The sequence below is a fragment of the Streptomyces sp. 351MFTsu5.1 genome (genome assembly GCF_000383655.1).
Taxonomy (GTDB): Bacteria; Actinomycetota; Actinomycetes; order Streptomycetales; family Streptomycetaceae; genus Streptomyces; species Streptomyces griseorubiginosus.
This window is the reverse complement of record NZ_KB911795.1, coordinates 106,170-121,390: the sequence shown is the minus strand read 5'-3', so window position 1 is coordinate 121,390 and position 15,221 is coordinate 106,170. Positions and strand designations below refer to the sequence as shown.

Sequence of the window (15,221 nt, the reverse complement as noted above, 5' to 3'; positions counted from 1 at the left end):
GCCCGATCTGCTTACCCTCGCTGTATGCCCCGCCGCCGCATACGTGTGACCGACGACCCGCTCCGGGCCGCCTTCACGGCCCTGCGCACCAAGCTGGATGTGCCGGCGGACTTCCCGCCGGAGGTGCTTTCCGAGGCCGACCGCCCCCCACGTCCAGGGGCTCACGTCGACGCGACCGACATCCCCCTCTTCACCATCGACCCGCCCGCCTCCACCGACCTCGACCAGGCGATGCACCTCGCGCGGCGGGGCACGGGCTATCGCCTGCGGTACGCCATCGCGGACGTCGCGGCCTTCGTCGTACCGGGCGGCTCGCTCGACGCGGAGACGCACCGACGGGTGATGACCCTGTACTTCCCGGACACCCGCGTCCCGCTCCACCCGCCGGTGCTGAGCGAGGCTGCCGCGAGTCTCCTCCCGGACCAGGTGCGCCCGGCCGCGCTGTGGACGATCGACCTCGACGCGGAGGGCCGTACGACCGCGGCCGGGGTCCACCGGTCCCTCGTCCGCAGCCGCGCCAAGCTGAACTACGAGGGCGTGCAGAAGTCGATCGACACGGGCACGGCCGAGGAACCGCTGCTGCTGTTGAAGGAGATCGGTGAGTTGCGGGAGGCGCTGGAGGTCGAGCGGGGCGGGATCTCGCTGCGGGTCCCGGAGCAGGAGATCGTGGAGCGGGACGGCGGTTATGAGCTGACGTACCGGGCGGGGGTGCCCGCCGACGGCTGGAACGCCCAGATCTCCCTGCTCACGGGGATGGCGGCGGCGGACCTGATGCTCGCGTACGGGACGGGGGTGCTGCGTACGCTTCCGGCGGCCCCGGACGGCGCGGTCGGCCGCCTGCGCCGCACCGCTCTCGCCCTGCACATCGAGTGGCCGCACCATGTGTCGTACGCGGCGCTGGTCCGCTCGCTCGATCCCGGGGTCCCGTCGCACGCGGCGTTCCTCCAGGAGTGCACGACGTTGCTGAGGGGGGCGGGCTACACGGTCTTCCGCGACGGTGTCCGGCCCGCCCTCACCACTCACGCGGCGGTGGCCGCCCCCTACGCCCACTGCACGGCCCCGCTGCGGCGGCTCGTCGACCGGTACGCGTCGGAGATCTGTCTGGCGGCGGTGGCGGGGGAGGCCGTACCGGAGTGGGTGCTCGCGGCTTTCGATGCCCTGCCCAGCGAGATGTCCGAGGGCGGTCGGCGGGCGGCCTCGGTGGAACGGGCGTGCGTCGACCTGGTCGAGGCGGCGGTGCTGGAGGACCGGGTGGGGGAGGTGTTCGACGGCTGTGTCGTGGACCTGGACGAACACCGGCCGACCGTGGGAACCGTGCAGTTGGAGACGCCGGCGGTGATCGGCCGGGTGGAGGGGGAGGGGCTCGAGCCGGGGGAGCGGCTGCGGGTCAGGCTCACCCGGGCGGACGTCGGGGGGCCGGGCGGCGGAACGGTGCGGTTCGCGCCTGCGTGAGCCGCCGCTGACGCCGGAGACCCCTCGACACCTTGACGGCTAACGGCGTTAGCCGTACGGTTCTGGCTAACGACGTTAGCCGAGCTGCCGGAGGTCATCATGAGCACGGTCGCCACCCCCGCCCGAACCCGCCGTACCCTCACCGTCGTCCGCCGTACGGCCTGGTTCGCCGGGGCGTTGTTCTGGTCCGCGTTCGCGGTCCTGGAGGCCGTCAACCACGGCTGGCTCGCGGGCACCCTCGCCCTCGCCTTCTTCGTCCTCCCGGACCTGACGTTCCTGGTGGCCCTCGACGAGGCACCCGGCATGGAGAAGGGGCAGCTGCCGCCCCGCGCGGTGCCGTACTACAACGCGCTGCACCGGGCGGTGGTCCCCTTGGCGCTGATGGTGGCGTACACGTTCGGCCCCGTGGCCTGGCCCCCGGCGTTCGCGGCCCTGTGCGGCTGGCTCGCCCACATCTCGTACGATCGCGCCTTCGGGTACGGGCTGCGGACGAAGGAGGGGTTCCAGCGTGGCTGACGGCGAACCGGGGAGCGCGACGCAGGGGCAGCGCGACCGTCTCACCCCCCGCGCCCGGCAGATCGCGACCGCCGCACGCGAACTGCTGGAGGAGTCCGGCCCCACCGCGCTCACCCTGCGGGCCCTGGCCGACCGCCTCGGCATCAAGGCGCCCTCCCTCTACAAGCACTTCCCGGACAAGCAGGCCGTGGAGGTCGAGCTCATCGCGCAGATGCTGGAGGAGTCGGCGGAGGCTCTGGAGGCGGCGGAGCGGCGAGCGCCCGGCTCCCTCCCGGCCCTGGCCGAGGCCTACCGGGCGTACGCCCTGAACCACCCCCACCTCTACTGCCTCAGCACCGAACGCCCCCTCCCGCGCCCCGCGCTCCCGCCGGGCCTGGAGGACCGGGCCGCGATGCCGCTGATGCGGGCCTGCGACGGCGACCTGGACCTGGCCCGCTCGGTCTGGGCCTTCGCCCACGGCATGGTGATCCTGGAGATCCACGGCAGGTTTCCGGAGGACGCGGACCTGGACGCGGCATGGAAGCGGGGCCTTCTGACGTTGCACCCGCAGTAGCGACGGTCGGGGGTGTGGGGATGAGCGCACGGGAACAGGCCCTGTGGACGAGAACCAGGCTGGGCCGCTGCGGCCCGCCCCTTGACCTCCTGACGGCCCGCTTCGACAAGCACATCTACGCCCCGCACGCCCACGACGAGTACACGATCGGCGTCTGCGTCGGCGGCTCGGAGATCATCGACTACCGCGGCGGCCACATCCGCACGGGCCCCGGCTCGATCGTCGTCCTGGCCCCGGGGGAGATGCACACGGGCGGCCCGGGAAACACGACTGACGGCTACGCCTACCGAGCCCTCTACGCAGCACCCACCCTCCTCGCGGACGGCTCTCTCGACGAGTCCCTCCCGCACTTCCGGAACCCCCTGCTGGACGACCCGGACCTGGCCGCGGCCATCCTCTCGGCCCACTCCGAACTGAGCGTCTGCCCAGACCCGTTGGAGGCCGAGTCCCGCCTCCCCTGGCTCCTGACGGCCCTGGCCTGCCGCCACTCCACGGCACGCGTGGAGACCTGCGCGATCCCGGGCGCGGCGGCGGTGGCGCGCGTGGTCCGCGACCGCCTGGCCGACGAACTGCTGTCACCCCCGTCCCTGGCCGACCTGGCGGCGGACCTGGGCCTGTCCCGCTACCAGCTCCTCAGGGCGTTCCGTACGACGATGGGGGTGCCGCCGTACGCATGGCTGGCCCAGTACCGGGTCGGCAGAGCGCGGTGCCTGCTGGAGTCGGGCCTCCGGCCGGCCGAGGTCGCGGGAGCGGTGGGCTTCGCGGACCAGGCGCACCTGACACGCTGGTTCCGGCGCGTGCTGGGGGTGACCCCGGCGGCGTACCGCAACAGCGTTCAAGACGCGAGCCGCTGAGGACGCCGACGATGGCCGTATGAGTGCACGCGGCTGGTTCCTGTTCTCCCTGATGGGAGTGGTGTGGGGCATCCCCTACCTGATGATCAAGGTGGCGGTGGACGCCCCGCTGTCGGCAGCGATGGTGGTGTTCGTACGCTGCGCCCTGGGCGCGCTGCTCCTGCTGCCGTTCGCGATCAGGCAGGGCGGCCTTCTGAATGTCGTACGGTCGCACTGGCTGCCGATGCTGGCCTTCGCGGTCATCGAGATCATGGGCCCCTGGTACACGCTGACGGACGCGGAACGCCACCTGTCCAGCTCGACGGCGGGCCTGCTGATAGCGGGCGTACCGATAGTCGGCGTGCTGCTGGCCCGCTTCTTCGGAGACACGGAGAGGCTGGGCGCGCGGAGGGTGATGGGCCTGGCGCTGGGACTGGCGGGGGTGGGAGTCCTGACCGTCCCGCACCTCACCGGGGGCGACGCGAAGTCGATGGCGGAGGTCCTGGTGACGGTGGTGGGCTATGCGACGGCCCCGCTGATCGCGGCACGCTGGTTGAAGGACATCCCGTCGCTGCAATTGACGGCCCCGTGCCTGGCGCTTGCGGCGCTGGTGTACGCGCCGGGGGCGGCGCTGACGTGGCCTTCTTCTCTTCCTTCTACCTCCGTCCTGGTCGCACTGGCCGGCCTGGGAGTGATCTGCACGGCGGTGGCGTTCGTCGCGTTCCTGGAACTGATCAAGGAGATCGGCCCGACGAGGGCGACGGTGATCACGTACGTCAACCCGGCGGTGGCGGTGGTGGCGGGGGTGCTGTTCCTCTCCGAGCCCCTGACGGTGGGCGTGGGTGTGGCCTTCGCGCTGATCCTGGCGGGCTCGGTGTTGGCCACGGCGGGCCCGGTGCGGGTGACCGCCGAACCGTCCTGCACTGAGTCCCCGGTGTCCCCGGTAGCATGGTCCCCACGGCAGACGAGCCGGGCGGACGGCCGCGTGGAATCCCCTCTTGGAGGACTCCCCGAGGAACGTCCGGGCTCCACAGGGCAGGGTGATGGCTAACGGCCACCCGGGGTGACCCGCGGGAAAGTGCCACAGAAAACAAACCGCCCGGCGTTTCGGCGCTGGGTAAGGGTGAAACGGCGGTGTAAGAGACCACCAGTGCCCAGGGCGACCTGGGCAGCTAGGTAAACCCCACCCGGAGCAAGGTCAAAAGGGAGTTCCTTCCAAGGATAGGAAAGGGCTCCTGCGCGGACGTTTGAGGGCTGCCCGCCCAAGTCCGTGGGTAGACCGCACGAGGCCTACGGCAACGTAGGCCCTAGATGGATGGCCGTCGCCGAGGGGTTCGCGAGACCCCCTCGGAACAGAACCCGGCGTACAGCCCGACTCGTCTGCCAGCAGGGCTCTGACCTGGCCTTATGGCATGGTCAGGGTTCGTTATCATTTTCATGCGCTTCCGCTTCTAGCTGCGAGTTCCCTGGAGTTCCGAGCAAGTGTGCACGCGTTGTGCACGGGGTGCGGTGCTGGGCGGCGGGTTCGATGAGTTACCGGCACCGAGTCCGAGGGGGGCTGGAGTTCCAGTGACCGCATAACACGTAGCGGCTGGGTCAGTCAGCGAGCAGTAGACACAGGCTCGGCTGGGGTTTCTCAGCCGAACGTCTTGAGTGGGTGACGGTTCGGTTCGATGGCGAGGCGTTGAGTTCCTCACGGGGCATGAGTGGACAGGCCGGCACCCTGGGGAAGTGCGCAGCAGGCCGTTCGTGTTCTCGTTGGAGCCCGCGCTGGCCGGGTCGCCAGAGCAGACCGGGACATTGGTAGCGACGGTGAAGTCGTAGTACGCGGCCATCCCAGAGTCCTGATCCCACGTCAGAGACCGCTTCAGCTGGCGGCGGTGTGCGTGGGCAATGAATGAGCGAGCCGAAGCGGATGCTGCGTTCAACCGGTATCCCGATGGCAGAGCCTTTCTCTCCGTTCAGCGGCCCGGTCTTCGGCCCGGTCAGCAGCCTCGGCCGGATCTTTGCTGATCGTGACCGCGGGCCGCGAGAAGTGCTTCAGTCGCTGCTGGTCTAGCGATGAGTCTGCGAAGGACCTTCGTCGCTGGCGACAACGGCGTCTCGTCAGCAGGACACTCCTAACGCTGCCCGGCAGATAGGCGTGGTCCGTCTTCGGGGGCTGAGCCACTTGGCGCGTGCGTGGGCGCGGGACGCCAGCTTGTTGACCGGCCCGCCTTGAGCAGGTCCGGGTAGAGCACTGAGATGTCCTCCCGTCCAGTGTCTGATTTGTGCCGCCAACTCGCCAACCGTGGGCTTTAGTTGTATGAAAATCTGACTGCCATGTGGCATGGTCATGGGCTCAGTCGATCGTTTGGGATCGGCGCAGAGGTAGGCGGTCACGGAGGAAGGCACTTGGCGAGGCACGCGGACAGCCGCAAGGACTACGATCCTGCTCCCCTCGACGGTCTCTCGCGGACAGCCTCGTTCGTGATGGTTCACGTAGGCCAATCGACCGGAAACCAGCGCAACCTGCAGTACGGGATCGAAACTCGGTCGTGGGGGTTCCCTGTATGGAGGCCCGAGTACCGGTTCGCGCGCCCACGCTTCGCCGTGCTGGCCACGGGAGTGGGCCCGCGCGTACAACTCGACGTATGGAGTACCAAGAAGATCACTCTGTACCTGTTCGAAGTACGTGAGAACTTCTACCAGGCAGAGGCCCCTCACTGGCCGGATGAGGAAGCCGAGAACGCCATCAAGTACCCGGTGCGCTTCGGCATCGAGCCCTTGGCTGTGCTCCACGACGTCCGTCTCGATGAGCGCGGGCCGCTCGGAACGACCGCCAGTGACGCCATACGTGTTTCGGGGACTCAACGAGGCATAGGCATGCTCGTCGACATGGATCCGCAGCCGTTGTTCGATGCGGCTGGGATTCCAACCAACTGGTTGGAAGAGCAGGCGGTGGCTCTGAACCGCACGCCCGGCTTCACCGCGGAGCAGGTGAAGCCGCCCAAGCCACCGAAGCGGTTCTCCAATGGAGCGGGCTTCGTCTCCGACCCCAAGAAGCGCAAGGCCATCGAACTGTACGCGGAGGACCTGGCAGTCGCTCACTACGAGAGGGAGGGCTGGACGGTCGAACGCCTTGGCAAGCCGTACGACCTCCACTGCACCCGTGACACGGAAGAGCGTCGCGTAGAGGTGAAGGGCACAACGGGAGCGGCCACGAGCGTCGACCTGACGATCAATGAGGTTGAGCATGCCCGAGACCCGCAGAACATCGTGGACCTATTCGTGGTCAGTGACATCAAGGTGGATTTGCTGACCGACACCTACACAGCGAGTGGCGGCAGGGTGTCGCACCTCCATGACTGGACGCCGGCTGAGGAGGACCTGAGGCCCAGGAGCTTCGAGTACCGCCTACCGCTCGCCTGACTGCCCAGATGCACCTTCAGAGGTTCCGGGAGCAAGCCCCCGCTAGCCCCCTTGCCTTCGAGTCCACTGCCCCTACGGAGACCTTCCGTGCCTCTTCTTCGCATGTCCGCACGCGCACTGTTCGATCAGTGCAGTGACGGAGCCCTCTCTAAGCGGCTCGCCCAGAAGTACCGCTCCGTGCTCTTCGAGAGCCCGTCGCCCAGTGAACGCCGCTCGTGGGAGAACAGCATCCCGGCCCTGGCAGAGGTTCTGTGCGATGCAGGGCTTGATGACGTCGAGGTGCTGATAGAGCACCGATTGCCCCTGACCAGCCTTCGCGCAGACGTTATCCTTGCTGGTTCCCACCCCGCGACGGGCAGACCGTCCTACGTCATCGTCGAACTTAAGCAGTGGAGCGAAGCGCGCCTCGTTCCTGGCGCAGACAATTTATGTCTAGTAGCGAAAATGGGTAATCGGCCGGCTCTACATCCTGTGGCCCAAGTGCGCCGCTACTGCGACTACCTGCAGGATTTCACCAATGTACTGAATGATCAGGAGGATTCCGTCGCGGGCGTGGCCTATCTGCACTACGCGGCAGATCAAGATGTCAGTGAATTGTTAAGGGTGCCCGACGCGAAGACGCAACTCTTTACGGACACATCCCGCGGAGAACTTATTAAGTACCTGCAGACTCGCCTTTCTGCCTTGGATGGTTCGGTAGAGGCTGATTATCTCCTAGATAGCCCTCGTGCCCCCGGTCGTCAACTAATGCGTGCCGCTGCTGCCGAGATAATCGACGGCGGTGAGTTCCTCCTGATGGATGAGCAAGAGGTGGCAGCGCGTTTGGTGAAGCGGGCGGCAGACCTGTCGCGACAGTCGGATCAAAAGGAAGTCATAGTGATATCCGGAGGTCCTGGTTCGGGTAAGAGCATTATTGCGCTGCACCTGATGGGACACCTCGGGAGGAACGGGCGAAGTGTTGTCCACGCCACCGGGTCAAAGTCCTTCACTACCACTCTTCGGCATGTCGTCGGCACTAAGAACGGCCGAATTCCAAAGCTCTTCCGTTATTTCTTCGATTTCACAAATGCTGAACGGAACGGGCCGGACGTCTTGATCTGCGATGAAGCCCACCGCATTCGCCGGCGATCGTCGAGGCAGGGCGCGTACGCCGGGCATCGGAGCGGTCGAAGCCAAGTAGAGGAACTCATCGACGCAGCCAGGGTCCCCGTCTTCCTGATCGACGAGCATCAGGTCGTGAGACCCGGGGAGATGGGAAGTGTCGAGACCATCGACGAGGCTGCTCAGGCGCGCGGGTGCATTGTTCGCCATGTCGATCTCAACAACCAGTTCCGGTGCGGCGGGAGCCGTGCCTACGAACATTGGGTCCTCCGTCTCCTCGGCCTTGAGCCCGGTGGTCCGATTCAGTGGCAGCCCGAGGAAGATTTCGAGTTGCTCGTCGCTGAATCGCCCCAAGGTCTGGAGAGCTACCTGCGCGGCCGACAGGAATCGGGCTACACCTCTCGCATGACGGCAGGATTCTGCTGGCGGTGGAGCGATCCGCGGATTGACGGCAGCCTCGTGGACGACGTGGCTATTGGGGAATGGCGCAGGCCCTGGAACCTCAGAGGTGAGCAACCTGTAGGAGGGGCACCCGTTTCCTCGCTGTGGGCCACTGATCCGTCAGGATTCGGGCAGATCGGGTGCATTTACACGGCCCAAGGATTTGAGTACGCCTGGAACGGAATGATCTTCGGTCCCGACTTGGTGTGGCGCGGAAATGAATGGCTGGCTGTTCCTGGAGAGAGCAAGGACCGCGCCGTGAAAAAGGCGGAGCCAGGAGCCTTCGGTCGCCTTATTCGAAATACCTACAAAGTGCTGCTCACGCGGGGGATGGTCGGTACCGTACTCTACTCAACCGATCCTGAGACTCAGGCCATGCTGGCTAGCCTGGTCCCGACTGGGATAAAGTAGGGCCCATGAGTGGGTGACCTTCGCCTTCCACTTGATTCGCCGGTGCCCCCAAGGAGCCGGGCGACGCCTACCTGCGCGGTCCAGTACGTGGCAAGCGTGAGGGTTTCTGCCGTTCGAGGACAAACGGTTCTCGGCGAGCGTTTTCAGCGTTGCCTCTCCAAGGTGAGGACGGCCTTGGTGATGACGGTCATGCGGTTGGGGCCGATGCGGGATCTGCGGAAGATCTGCCAGGACTTCAGTCGTGCCATGCCGCGTTCGACGGGCGTTTGTGCCTGGGTGACGGCGCGGTTGAGGGTGCGCTGGGTGGGGGCGAGTTCACCGGCGGGTGGGCGTCTGAGGCCGGTGGTGACCCGGGGGCCGGCGCCCGGTGGGCACGGTGAGCAAGGATCGGGACGCCTTGTCGCTCGCAGATCCGGACGATCTTGCATCCAGGGCAAGCATCTGGACCGTCTCCTCGTTCCCCCAGGCCGTAGCCCCAGGCCTTCTTCATGTCCTGCTGGAAACCCCTGACGTCGCGTCGAGACCGTCGGGGTCTCGTCAACGCGTGCCGTTCCAGCCCCTCCTGGCGCTACCTCGGGCTCATGGCGCTACGAATCGTCACGGGCCCTCGGTCTCCTGCGGGTCACACAGTGCGAGCCATCGGAGTGCCCTCACGTGCCTCGTACTCATCCTCGACCTCGACCAGCCGCCACGCAGGGTGGAAGTCGCGATGGCCGTCGTACGCCGCAACGAGTGCGTGGATCACAGGGCTACGGAAGTCCCGCGAGAGTCCGGCGCACAACTTCTTGGCCGCCCTCTTCCAGAGGACGCGCTCCTCGTTGTCCTCCACCCTCCGCGGAAACTCCTCCACCCAGTCCATGAGCCGGCGCTTCGCCTCGACGTCGGCGAGGACCCGGGCCTGCAAATTTGCCACATCCTGGTTCTTGCTGGGCTTCATCGCGCGAGCCGCAGTTTCGTCCTCGTGAAGACGGGCCCAGAGGAACTGCATCATGGCCGCGAATTCGTCATCTCTCATCGCATTACCCCCGTAGTCGGCGTTGAGAGGCCATCATCCACCAGACCGGTCAGTCCGTGAGCTTTTTCAGCGTGGGCCACTGCGTGACGCGGGTGAGGTGGTATAGGGGCCACAACGCACGTGGGTCCTGTGCCGTTGAGGGAGGTGTTCGAAGTCTCAACCCATCGGTGCGGGAGCCTCATTGGTTCCCTATGGCCTGGGTGAGTGGGTCACGAGCTCCTCGTCACCTACGAGGGTGACCGACACCGCAAACTCCCGCTGCACCAGCGTGCGCTCGTCGCTCTCGTGTACCTGCGCCGTCATGACACTCTCTCCCGCATCGCGGCGGCAGGCTTCGGCATATCCGTCAGTACCGCGCACGCCTACGTCACGGCCGTCGTCGAACTGCCCGCCGACCGGGCTCCGGGTCTGCTGAAGGTACTGCGTGAGCGGGATCTGGACTTCGTTCTGTTGGACGTGACCCTCGTCGAGTGTGACCGGCCGGCGACAGCCGGGGTGGCTACTCGGCGAAGCACCGTGGGCACGGCGTGAACGTGCAGGTCGTCACGGATCCCGCCGGTGAGGTGCTGTGGATCTCGCCCGCACTACCGGGCCGCACCCACGACCTGACCGCAGCCCCCAACCCGCAGCCACCGCATCGTCCGGATCTGCGAGCGACAACGCGGCCCGATCCTCGCTGACCGTGCCCTCACGGGCGCCGGCCCCCGGGTCACCACCGGCCTCAGACGCCCACCCGGCGGTGAACTCGCCCCCACCCAGTGCACCCTCAACCGCGCCGCCACCCAGGTACGAGCGCCCGTCGAACGCGGCATGGCACGACCGAAGTAGACGGGGCCGGGTCGTGGTGTCGGACGGGCGGCGGCCCTGTCGGCGGCGGAGCTGTTCCGAGACGGCGTCCCTGCCGACGGACGTCATTCCCGCCCAGCAGCATCCCACTGCCCTCGCCGTGACCGAGCCGGGAAACAAAACACGGATCCGGCCTGTCAGTGGGGCACGGTAAGGTCGACCAGGGGATTTCGCCGTGAACAAGGCGAGAAGCGGACAGCGGAGGTCGGACGGTGACGGCAGCAGGATCGCGTCCGGTGCCCAAGCCCGGACCACCGCGTCCAGCGCAGCAGTGGTTCCAGGACCGGCCCTCCCCGTACCCCTGGGAGCAGGACGCTCTCGACCACGTACGCCGCCTGATGCCGGCCGCCGAGCCGTATCGGGCCTGGGCCACGTTCTCCTTCACCGCGCAGTCGGGCCGTATCAACGAGTGCGACCTGCTGATCGCGGTGCCCGCGGGCTTGTACCTGGTCGAGATCAAGAGCCACCCAGGGCGGCTGGAGAACAACGGATCCACCTGGACCTTCCGAGGTTCCGACCGCACCAGGACGATTAACAACCCCCTCCACTTCAACGACGCCAAGTCGAAGGACCTCAAGAGCAGACTCCTGTGGGCGGCGCGCAAGTTGGGCATCCCCGAGCGCTCCGTGCCACGCGTGGAACCGGCGATCTTCCTCTCGGCTCCGGACCTCGAGAGCCACCTTGACGATGTCCAGAGAGTCAAGGTCTACGGGCGCGACGACCGCCCCACCGGTCTGAAGCGCATCTGGCAGGACTTCCTCGGGCTGCCGCCGGACCGCCCCGACCGCCGTATCACGCCCGACTTCTCCCGGGACACTCTGCCGCGTCTGCTGAAGGCCATCGGCGTGCAGCAGTCCACGGCTCACCTCCGTTTCGGCGACGCCTGGAAACTGCAGCCGCATCCACTGGACCGCGGGCAGTCCTGGGAGGACCGCCTGGCGACGCGCGACGACGGACTTGTCCAGGAAGAGGGCCGCGTCCGCATTTACCTGGTCGGCCACATGGCCACCGAGGCGGCGAAGAAGTCGACCGATCGCGCGGCCCGCCGTGAGTACCAGGTACTGCAGGGCATCACACACCGCGGGATCGTCGAGGCCGTCGAGATCCGGGAGCACCAGGGCGGGCCGGCGATCCTCTTCCGGCACAAGCACACGGACCTCCGCCTCGACCAGTATCTGGCCACCTACGGCGGCAAGCTCACCCCCGAGATCCGCCTCGATCTCGTGCGGCAGCTCGCCGAAGCGGTCCGTTACGCGCACAATCGCGCCCTCTACCACCGGGCTCTGGCGGCCAGTTCCGTCTACGTTTCCTTCCGCTCCGACGGGACGCGCCCCGAACTGCGCATCACGGACTGGCAGACAGCGGCCCGAGACTTCGACAGTAACGCCACCTTCTTCCGGTCCATCGGCGGTTCCGCGCTCGACGCAGCTCTGATCGAGGACGCAGCCCGCCTCTATCTCGCCCCCGAGACCGACCAGCCGTACGCCGATCCGGCCGACCTGGACATGTTCGGGCTCGGTGCCGTCGCGTATCTGATCCTCACCGGCCAGCCTCCCGCCACCCAGCGAAGTGCCCTGAGCGAGCGCCTGCGCACCGACTCGGGCCTGCATCTGTACGCCGTCGCCGACGGCTTCTCGGACGCGCTCGACGAGTTGGTCTTCAAGGCGACCCGCTCCGACGTCAACGAACGCCTCGGCTCAGCCGAAGAGTTCCTCGACCTGCTGGACAGGGCAGAGCGCGCCAGTGTGCTGCCCGAGGCGCCCACTGCCGTCGGCGTCGATCCACTGGAGGCACTGCCCGGCCAGTCGCTCGACGCGGAATGGTCCGTACGCCGCGTCCTCGGCACCGGCGCCACGGCCCGCGCCCTTCTCGTGGAGCGTGCGGTCGAGGACGAAGACGGCGGCGTACAGATCGACGAGTGGGTCTTCAAAGTCGCCCTGGACGAGCAGAAGGCGGAACGGCTGCGTGCCGAGGCAGGCGTTCTCAAGGACGTCGGCGGCGGCGCGATCGTGCAGCTGCGGGGCGAGGGACTGCGCGAGATCGCTGGACGGACCGTCCTGCAGCTCGAGTACGCCGGTGAGCAGTCCCTGGGCGCCCGGCTGCGCGGCAAGGGCAAGCTGACCTACCACGAGCTGGAACGCTTCGGCGACGACCTGTTCAGGGCGATGGACCAGCTGGCCGCCAACGGAGTCCTGCACCGCGACCTGAAGCCCGACAACTTCGGCATCCACCACAGCAAGGACCGGATCTGGCGTCTGAAGCTGTTCGACTTCTCCCTCGCCGACGCCTCCGAGCGTGACATCAAGGCGGGCACACGCGGCTACCTCGACCCGTTCCTCGGCTCCCTGCGGCGGCCGTACTACGACGACCACGCCGAGCGGTACGCCGCGGCCGTCACCCTGCACGAGATGGCCGGCGGCGAGCGCCCCATGTGGGGCGACGGGCAGGTTGACCCGCTCACCAACGAGTCCGCCGAACTGTACGTCGCGTCAGAGCTGTTCGAGCCTGCCCTCAGCGACGGCCTCACGTCCTTCTTCCGACGTGCGCTGCACCGCGACACCGAGCACCGCTTCGACACGCTGCGGCAGATGCACGACGAGTGGCGCGAGGTGTTCCGGGCGGCCGACGCGACCAAACCGGCCACCACTCCCGCCACGGTCGGTACTCAGGCCGAGGACGCCGAGGAGGCACGCGACGCCGCCGCGGAGGCCGCGGACGCCGAGACTCTGCTGGAGGCCGCGGGCCTGTCGCCCCGGGCTGTGTCCGTCGCGCATGGGCTGGGCGCCACCAAGGTGGGGGAGCTGCTCAACGTCCAGCCGTACGCGATCTCGAAGGCGCGGGGCGCCGGTGCGCTCGTACGCAAGGAACTCAACCGGCGCCGCAAGCAGTGGGCGGTCGCGCTGCGGCAGCCCGCCGGGGCCGACGCCCGCCCGGCTGTGCCGCCAGTGCGCGCGGACGGCGACTCCGATCCGGACGGGCCGCTGGTCCTGTCGATAGACGACATGGCCGCCAGGCTCACCCCTGAGACCGGTCGCAAGGGTTCCCACCGTGCGCCCGTGGTCCGGCTCACGCTGGGCCTGCCGCCCGAGGAGGGCGGGCTGTCGCCGTTGGGCCCCTGGCCGGTCCAGGCACGCATCGCCGACCATCTCAAGATCAAGCAGCCGCCGGTCTCCCGTCATCACCGTATCGAGATCAAGCAGTGGGCCGAAGCGGACTGGCTGGGGCGGGTGCGCGACGAACTCGTCGACATCGTGACGGCAGCCGGGCGAGTCATGACCGCCCAGGAGGCCGCCGCTGAACTGCGTGTCCGGCACGGCGCGGGCGACGACACGCCTCAACGTACGCTCGCGAGGGCGCTGGCCGTTGTACGGGCCGCCACTGAGGCCGAGTTGTGGGACGGCGAGGGCGCGGAGCAGCACGAGCCGCGGCTGGCCGTGCACCGGCGAGGCGACACCGTACTGATCGCGGGGGAATCGCTCCCCGGAACAGACGACCCCAGCCCCCGCGAACTGGCCGACTATGCGGCCGAGTTGGGGACGGAGGCGGAGCGTCTGGCGCGTCAGGAGCCGCTGCCGGGACGGGCCGCTGTGGTCCGCGACCTGCGTGCGGTGCCCGCCCCGGAGGGCTTCGCCCCGCTGGCGGACACCCGGCTGGTAGCCCTCGCAGCTGCTGTAGCCGTTGGGACCGAGGTCAGTCCCCGTCTTGAGCTCTATCCCCGTGACCTCAGCCTGGACCGAGCCCTGCGGATCTCGCAGGCGGGGGCGGGGGTACGACGGGATCGTGGCATCACCGTCGCCGAGCTGCTGGCGAGGCTGCGTGCTCGCTTCCCGGTGCTGGACGCGCTCTCCGGAGAGCGGGAGCCGACGTACGTAGAGCTGGAGGATCCCCTCAGGGAGGCGCGCTTCGAGCTTCGGTACGACACCAAGCTGGAGCGGTTCTTCCCGCCGGCCCTGGAGGCGGTCGGCCAGTGGACGTCCACCGGGACGGGCACCAGCTACCTGTCACCCGGGCGCGGCGTTCCGGCGGTCGCGGAGGTGGACGGCGATCCGCATGCCGCCACACGTGCCAGGCTCGCGTCCAGCGTGCAGCGTGGTGGATTCCTCGCGCTGACGGTGAAGGGCAGCCGACTGCCGGGTGCCGCCGAGGCGGTGGCCGCGGCGTTCCCCGTCGAACGTGTCGACCTGGGGCGGGAGTTCCTCGCCGAGTTCCGTGCGCTGGCGGCGGAGAAGGGGCAGGACTGGGAGAAGGTCCTGCGCGCCGACGCGGGCTCCGCGCCGGGGCAGATCAAACGAGGCCTGGCTTCGTTCGTACGCGCGGTGTGGGTGCGCCTGGAGGCCGTCCTGCTGGAGCGGGCCGCGGCGCCGCGTAAGGTCCTCTTCCTGCATGACGCGGGACTGCTCGCCCGGTACTGGGACGAGGGCGGCCACGACCTCCTGGTCCGGCTGCAGACGGCGGCCCGCCGACCGGCCGACGACCCGCACGGGCTGTGGCTGCTCTGCCCCGTGGACACGCGGACGCAGGTCCCGCATCTGGACGGGCGGACGGTCGAGGTGATCGGCGGGGACGGGGAACGGGCGTACCTCGACGGCGAGTTCCTGGCAGCGGTGGCTGCGGCGGCCGCCTAGACCCGCGCCCACCGCCA

The 15,221-nt window shown here is 68.1% G+C and carries 8 protein-coding genes, 1 other RNA gene and 4 pseudogenes; 10 read left to right on the top strand and 3 right to left on the bottom strand.

Annotated features, from left to right (window positions below; all coding sequences use genetic code 11):
• The first annotated feature begins 24 nt into the window (after window positions 1-24).
• From H295_RS0135060 to rnpB, 6 genes and pseudogenes are all read left to right on the top strand, one after another.
• Window positions 25-1,452 carry an RNB domain-containing ribonuclease gene (locus H295_RS0135060; RefSeq protein WP_020140029.1) on the top strand — a complete coding sequence of 476 codons (1,428 nt, stop codon included), beginning with the start codon at window positions 25-27 and terminating at the stop codon, window positions 1,450-1,452.
• Window positions 1,453-1,551: 99 nt separating this feature from the next.
• A complete protein-coding gene (locus H295_RS0135055; protein WP_020140028.1) occupies window positions 1,552-1,968 on the top strand; it encodes a DUF4260 family protein in 417 nt (138 codons plus the stop codon).
• Window positions 1,961-2,521, top strand: coding sequence for a TetR/AcrR family transcriptional regulator (locus H295_RS0135050; RefSeq protein WP_020140027.1), 561 nt, complete (start codon window positions 1,961-1,963; stop codon window positions 2,519-2,521). Before H295_RS0135055 ends, H295_RS0135050 begins: the two co-directional genes overlap by 8 nt.
• Before the next feature lie 20 nt (window positions 2,522-2,541).
• Window positions 2,542-3,375: a helix-turn-helix domain-containing protein gene (locus tag H295_RS0135045; RefSeq protein WP_020140026.1), complete on the top strand. Its 834-nt coding sequence runs from the start codon at window positions 2,542-2,544 to the stop codon at window positions 3,373-3,375.
• Window positions 3,376-3,394: 19 nt separating this feature from the next.
• Window positions 3,395-4,177: pseudogene (locus H295_RS48810) on the top strand (DMT family transporter); the annotation flags it as partial.
• Between the two features lie 142 nt (window positions 4,178-4,319).
• An RNA gene (gene rnpB, locus H295_RS44855) (RNase P RNA component class A) lies at window positions 4,320-4,737 on the top strand.
• Window positions 4,738-5,087: 350 nt separating this feature from the next.
• Here the strand turns inward: rnpB and H295_RS48805 are convergent.
• A pseudogene (locus tag H295_RS48805) lies at window positions 5,088-5,225 on the bottom strand (IS30 family transposase); the annotation flags it as partial.
• Between the two features lie 523 nt (window positions 5,226-5,748).
• Between H295_RS48805 and H295_RS0135035 the strand changes: the two are divergent.
• Entirely contained in the window at window positions 5,749-6,765 is a 1,017-nt protein-coding gene (locus H295_RS0135035) for a protein NO VEIN domain-containing protein (RefSeq protein ID WP_020140024.1), read from the top strand.
• 102 nt (window positions 6,766-6,867) lie between these two features.
• On the top strand, window positions 6,868-8,718 hold the full coding sequence (locus H295_RS46070) for a DUF2075 domain-containing protein (RefSeq protein ID WP_234021750.1): 1,851 nt from the start codon (window positions 6,868-6,870) through the stop codon (window positions 8,716-8,718).
• 143 nt (window positions 8,719-8,861) lie between these two features.
• Here the strand turns inward: H295_RS46070 and H295_RS44095 are convergent.
• Window positions 8,862-9,142, bottom strand: a pseudogene (locus H295_RS44095) (transposase family protein); the annotation flags it as partial.
• 198 nt (window positions 9,143-9,340) lie between these two features.
• Window positions 9,341-9,733, bottom strand: coding sequence for a DUF6221 family protein (locus tag H295_RS0135015; protein ID WP_020140020.1), 393 nt, complete (start codon window positions 9,731-9,733; stop codon window positions 9,341-9,343).
• A 163-nt stretch (window positions 9,734-9,896) separates the two neighbouring features.
• On the opposite strand from H295_RS0135015, the pseudogene H295_RS44090 reads away from it, so the two are divergent.
• Window positions 9,897-10,558: pseudogene (locus H295_RS44090) on the top strand (transposase family protein); the annotation flags it as partial.
• Window positions 10,559-10,815: 257 nt separating this feature from the next.
• A complete protein-coding gene (gene pglW, locus H295_RS0135005) occupies window positions 10,816-15,204 on the top strand; it encodes a BREX system serine/threonine kinase PglW (protein WP_020140019.1) in 4,389 nt (1,462 codons plus the stop codon).
• Window positions 15,205-15,221: the final 17 nt, after the last annotated feature.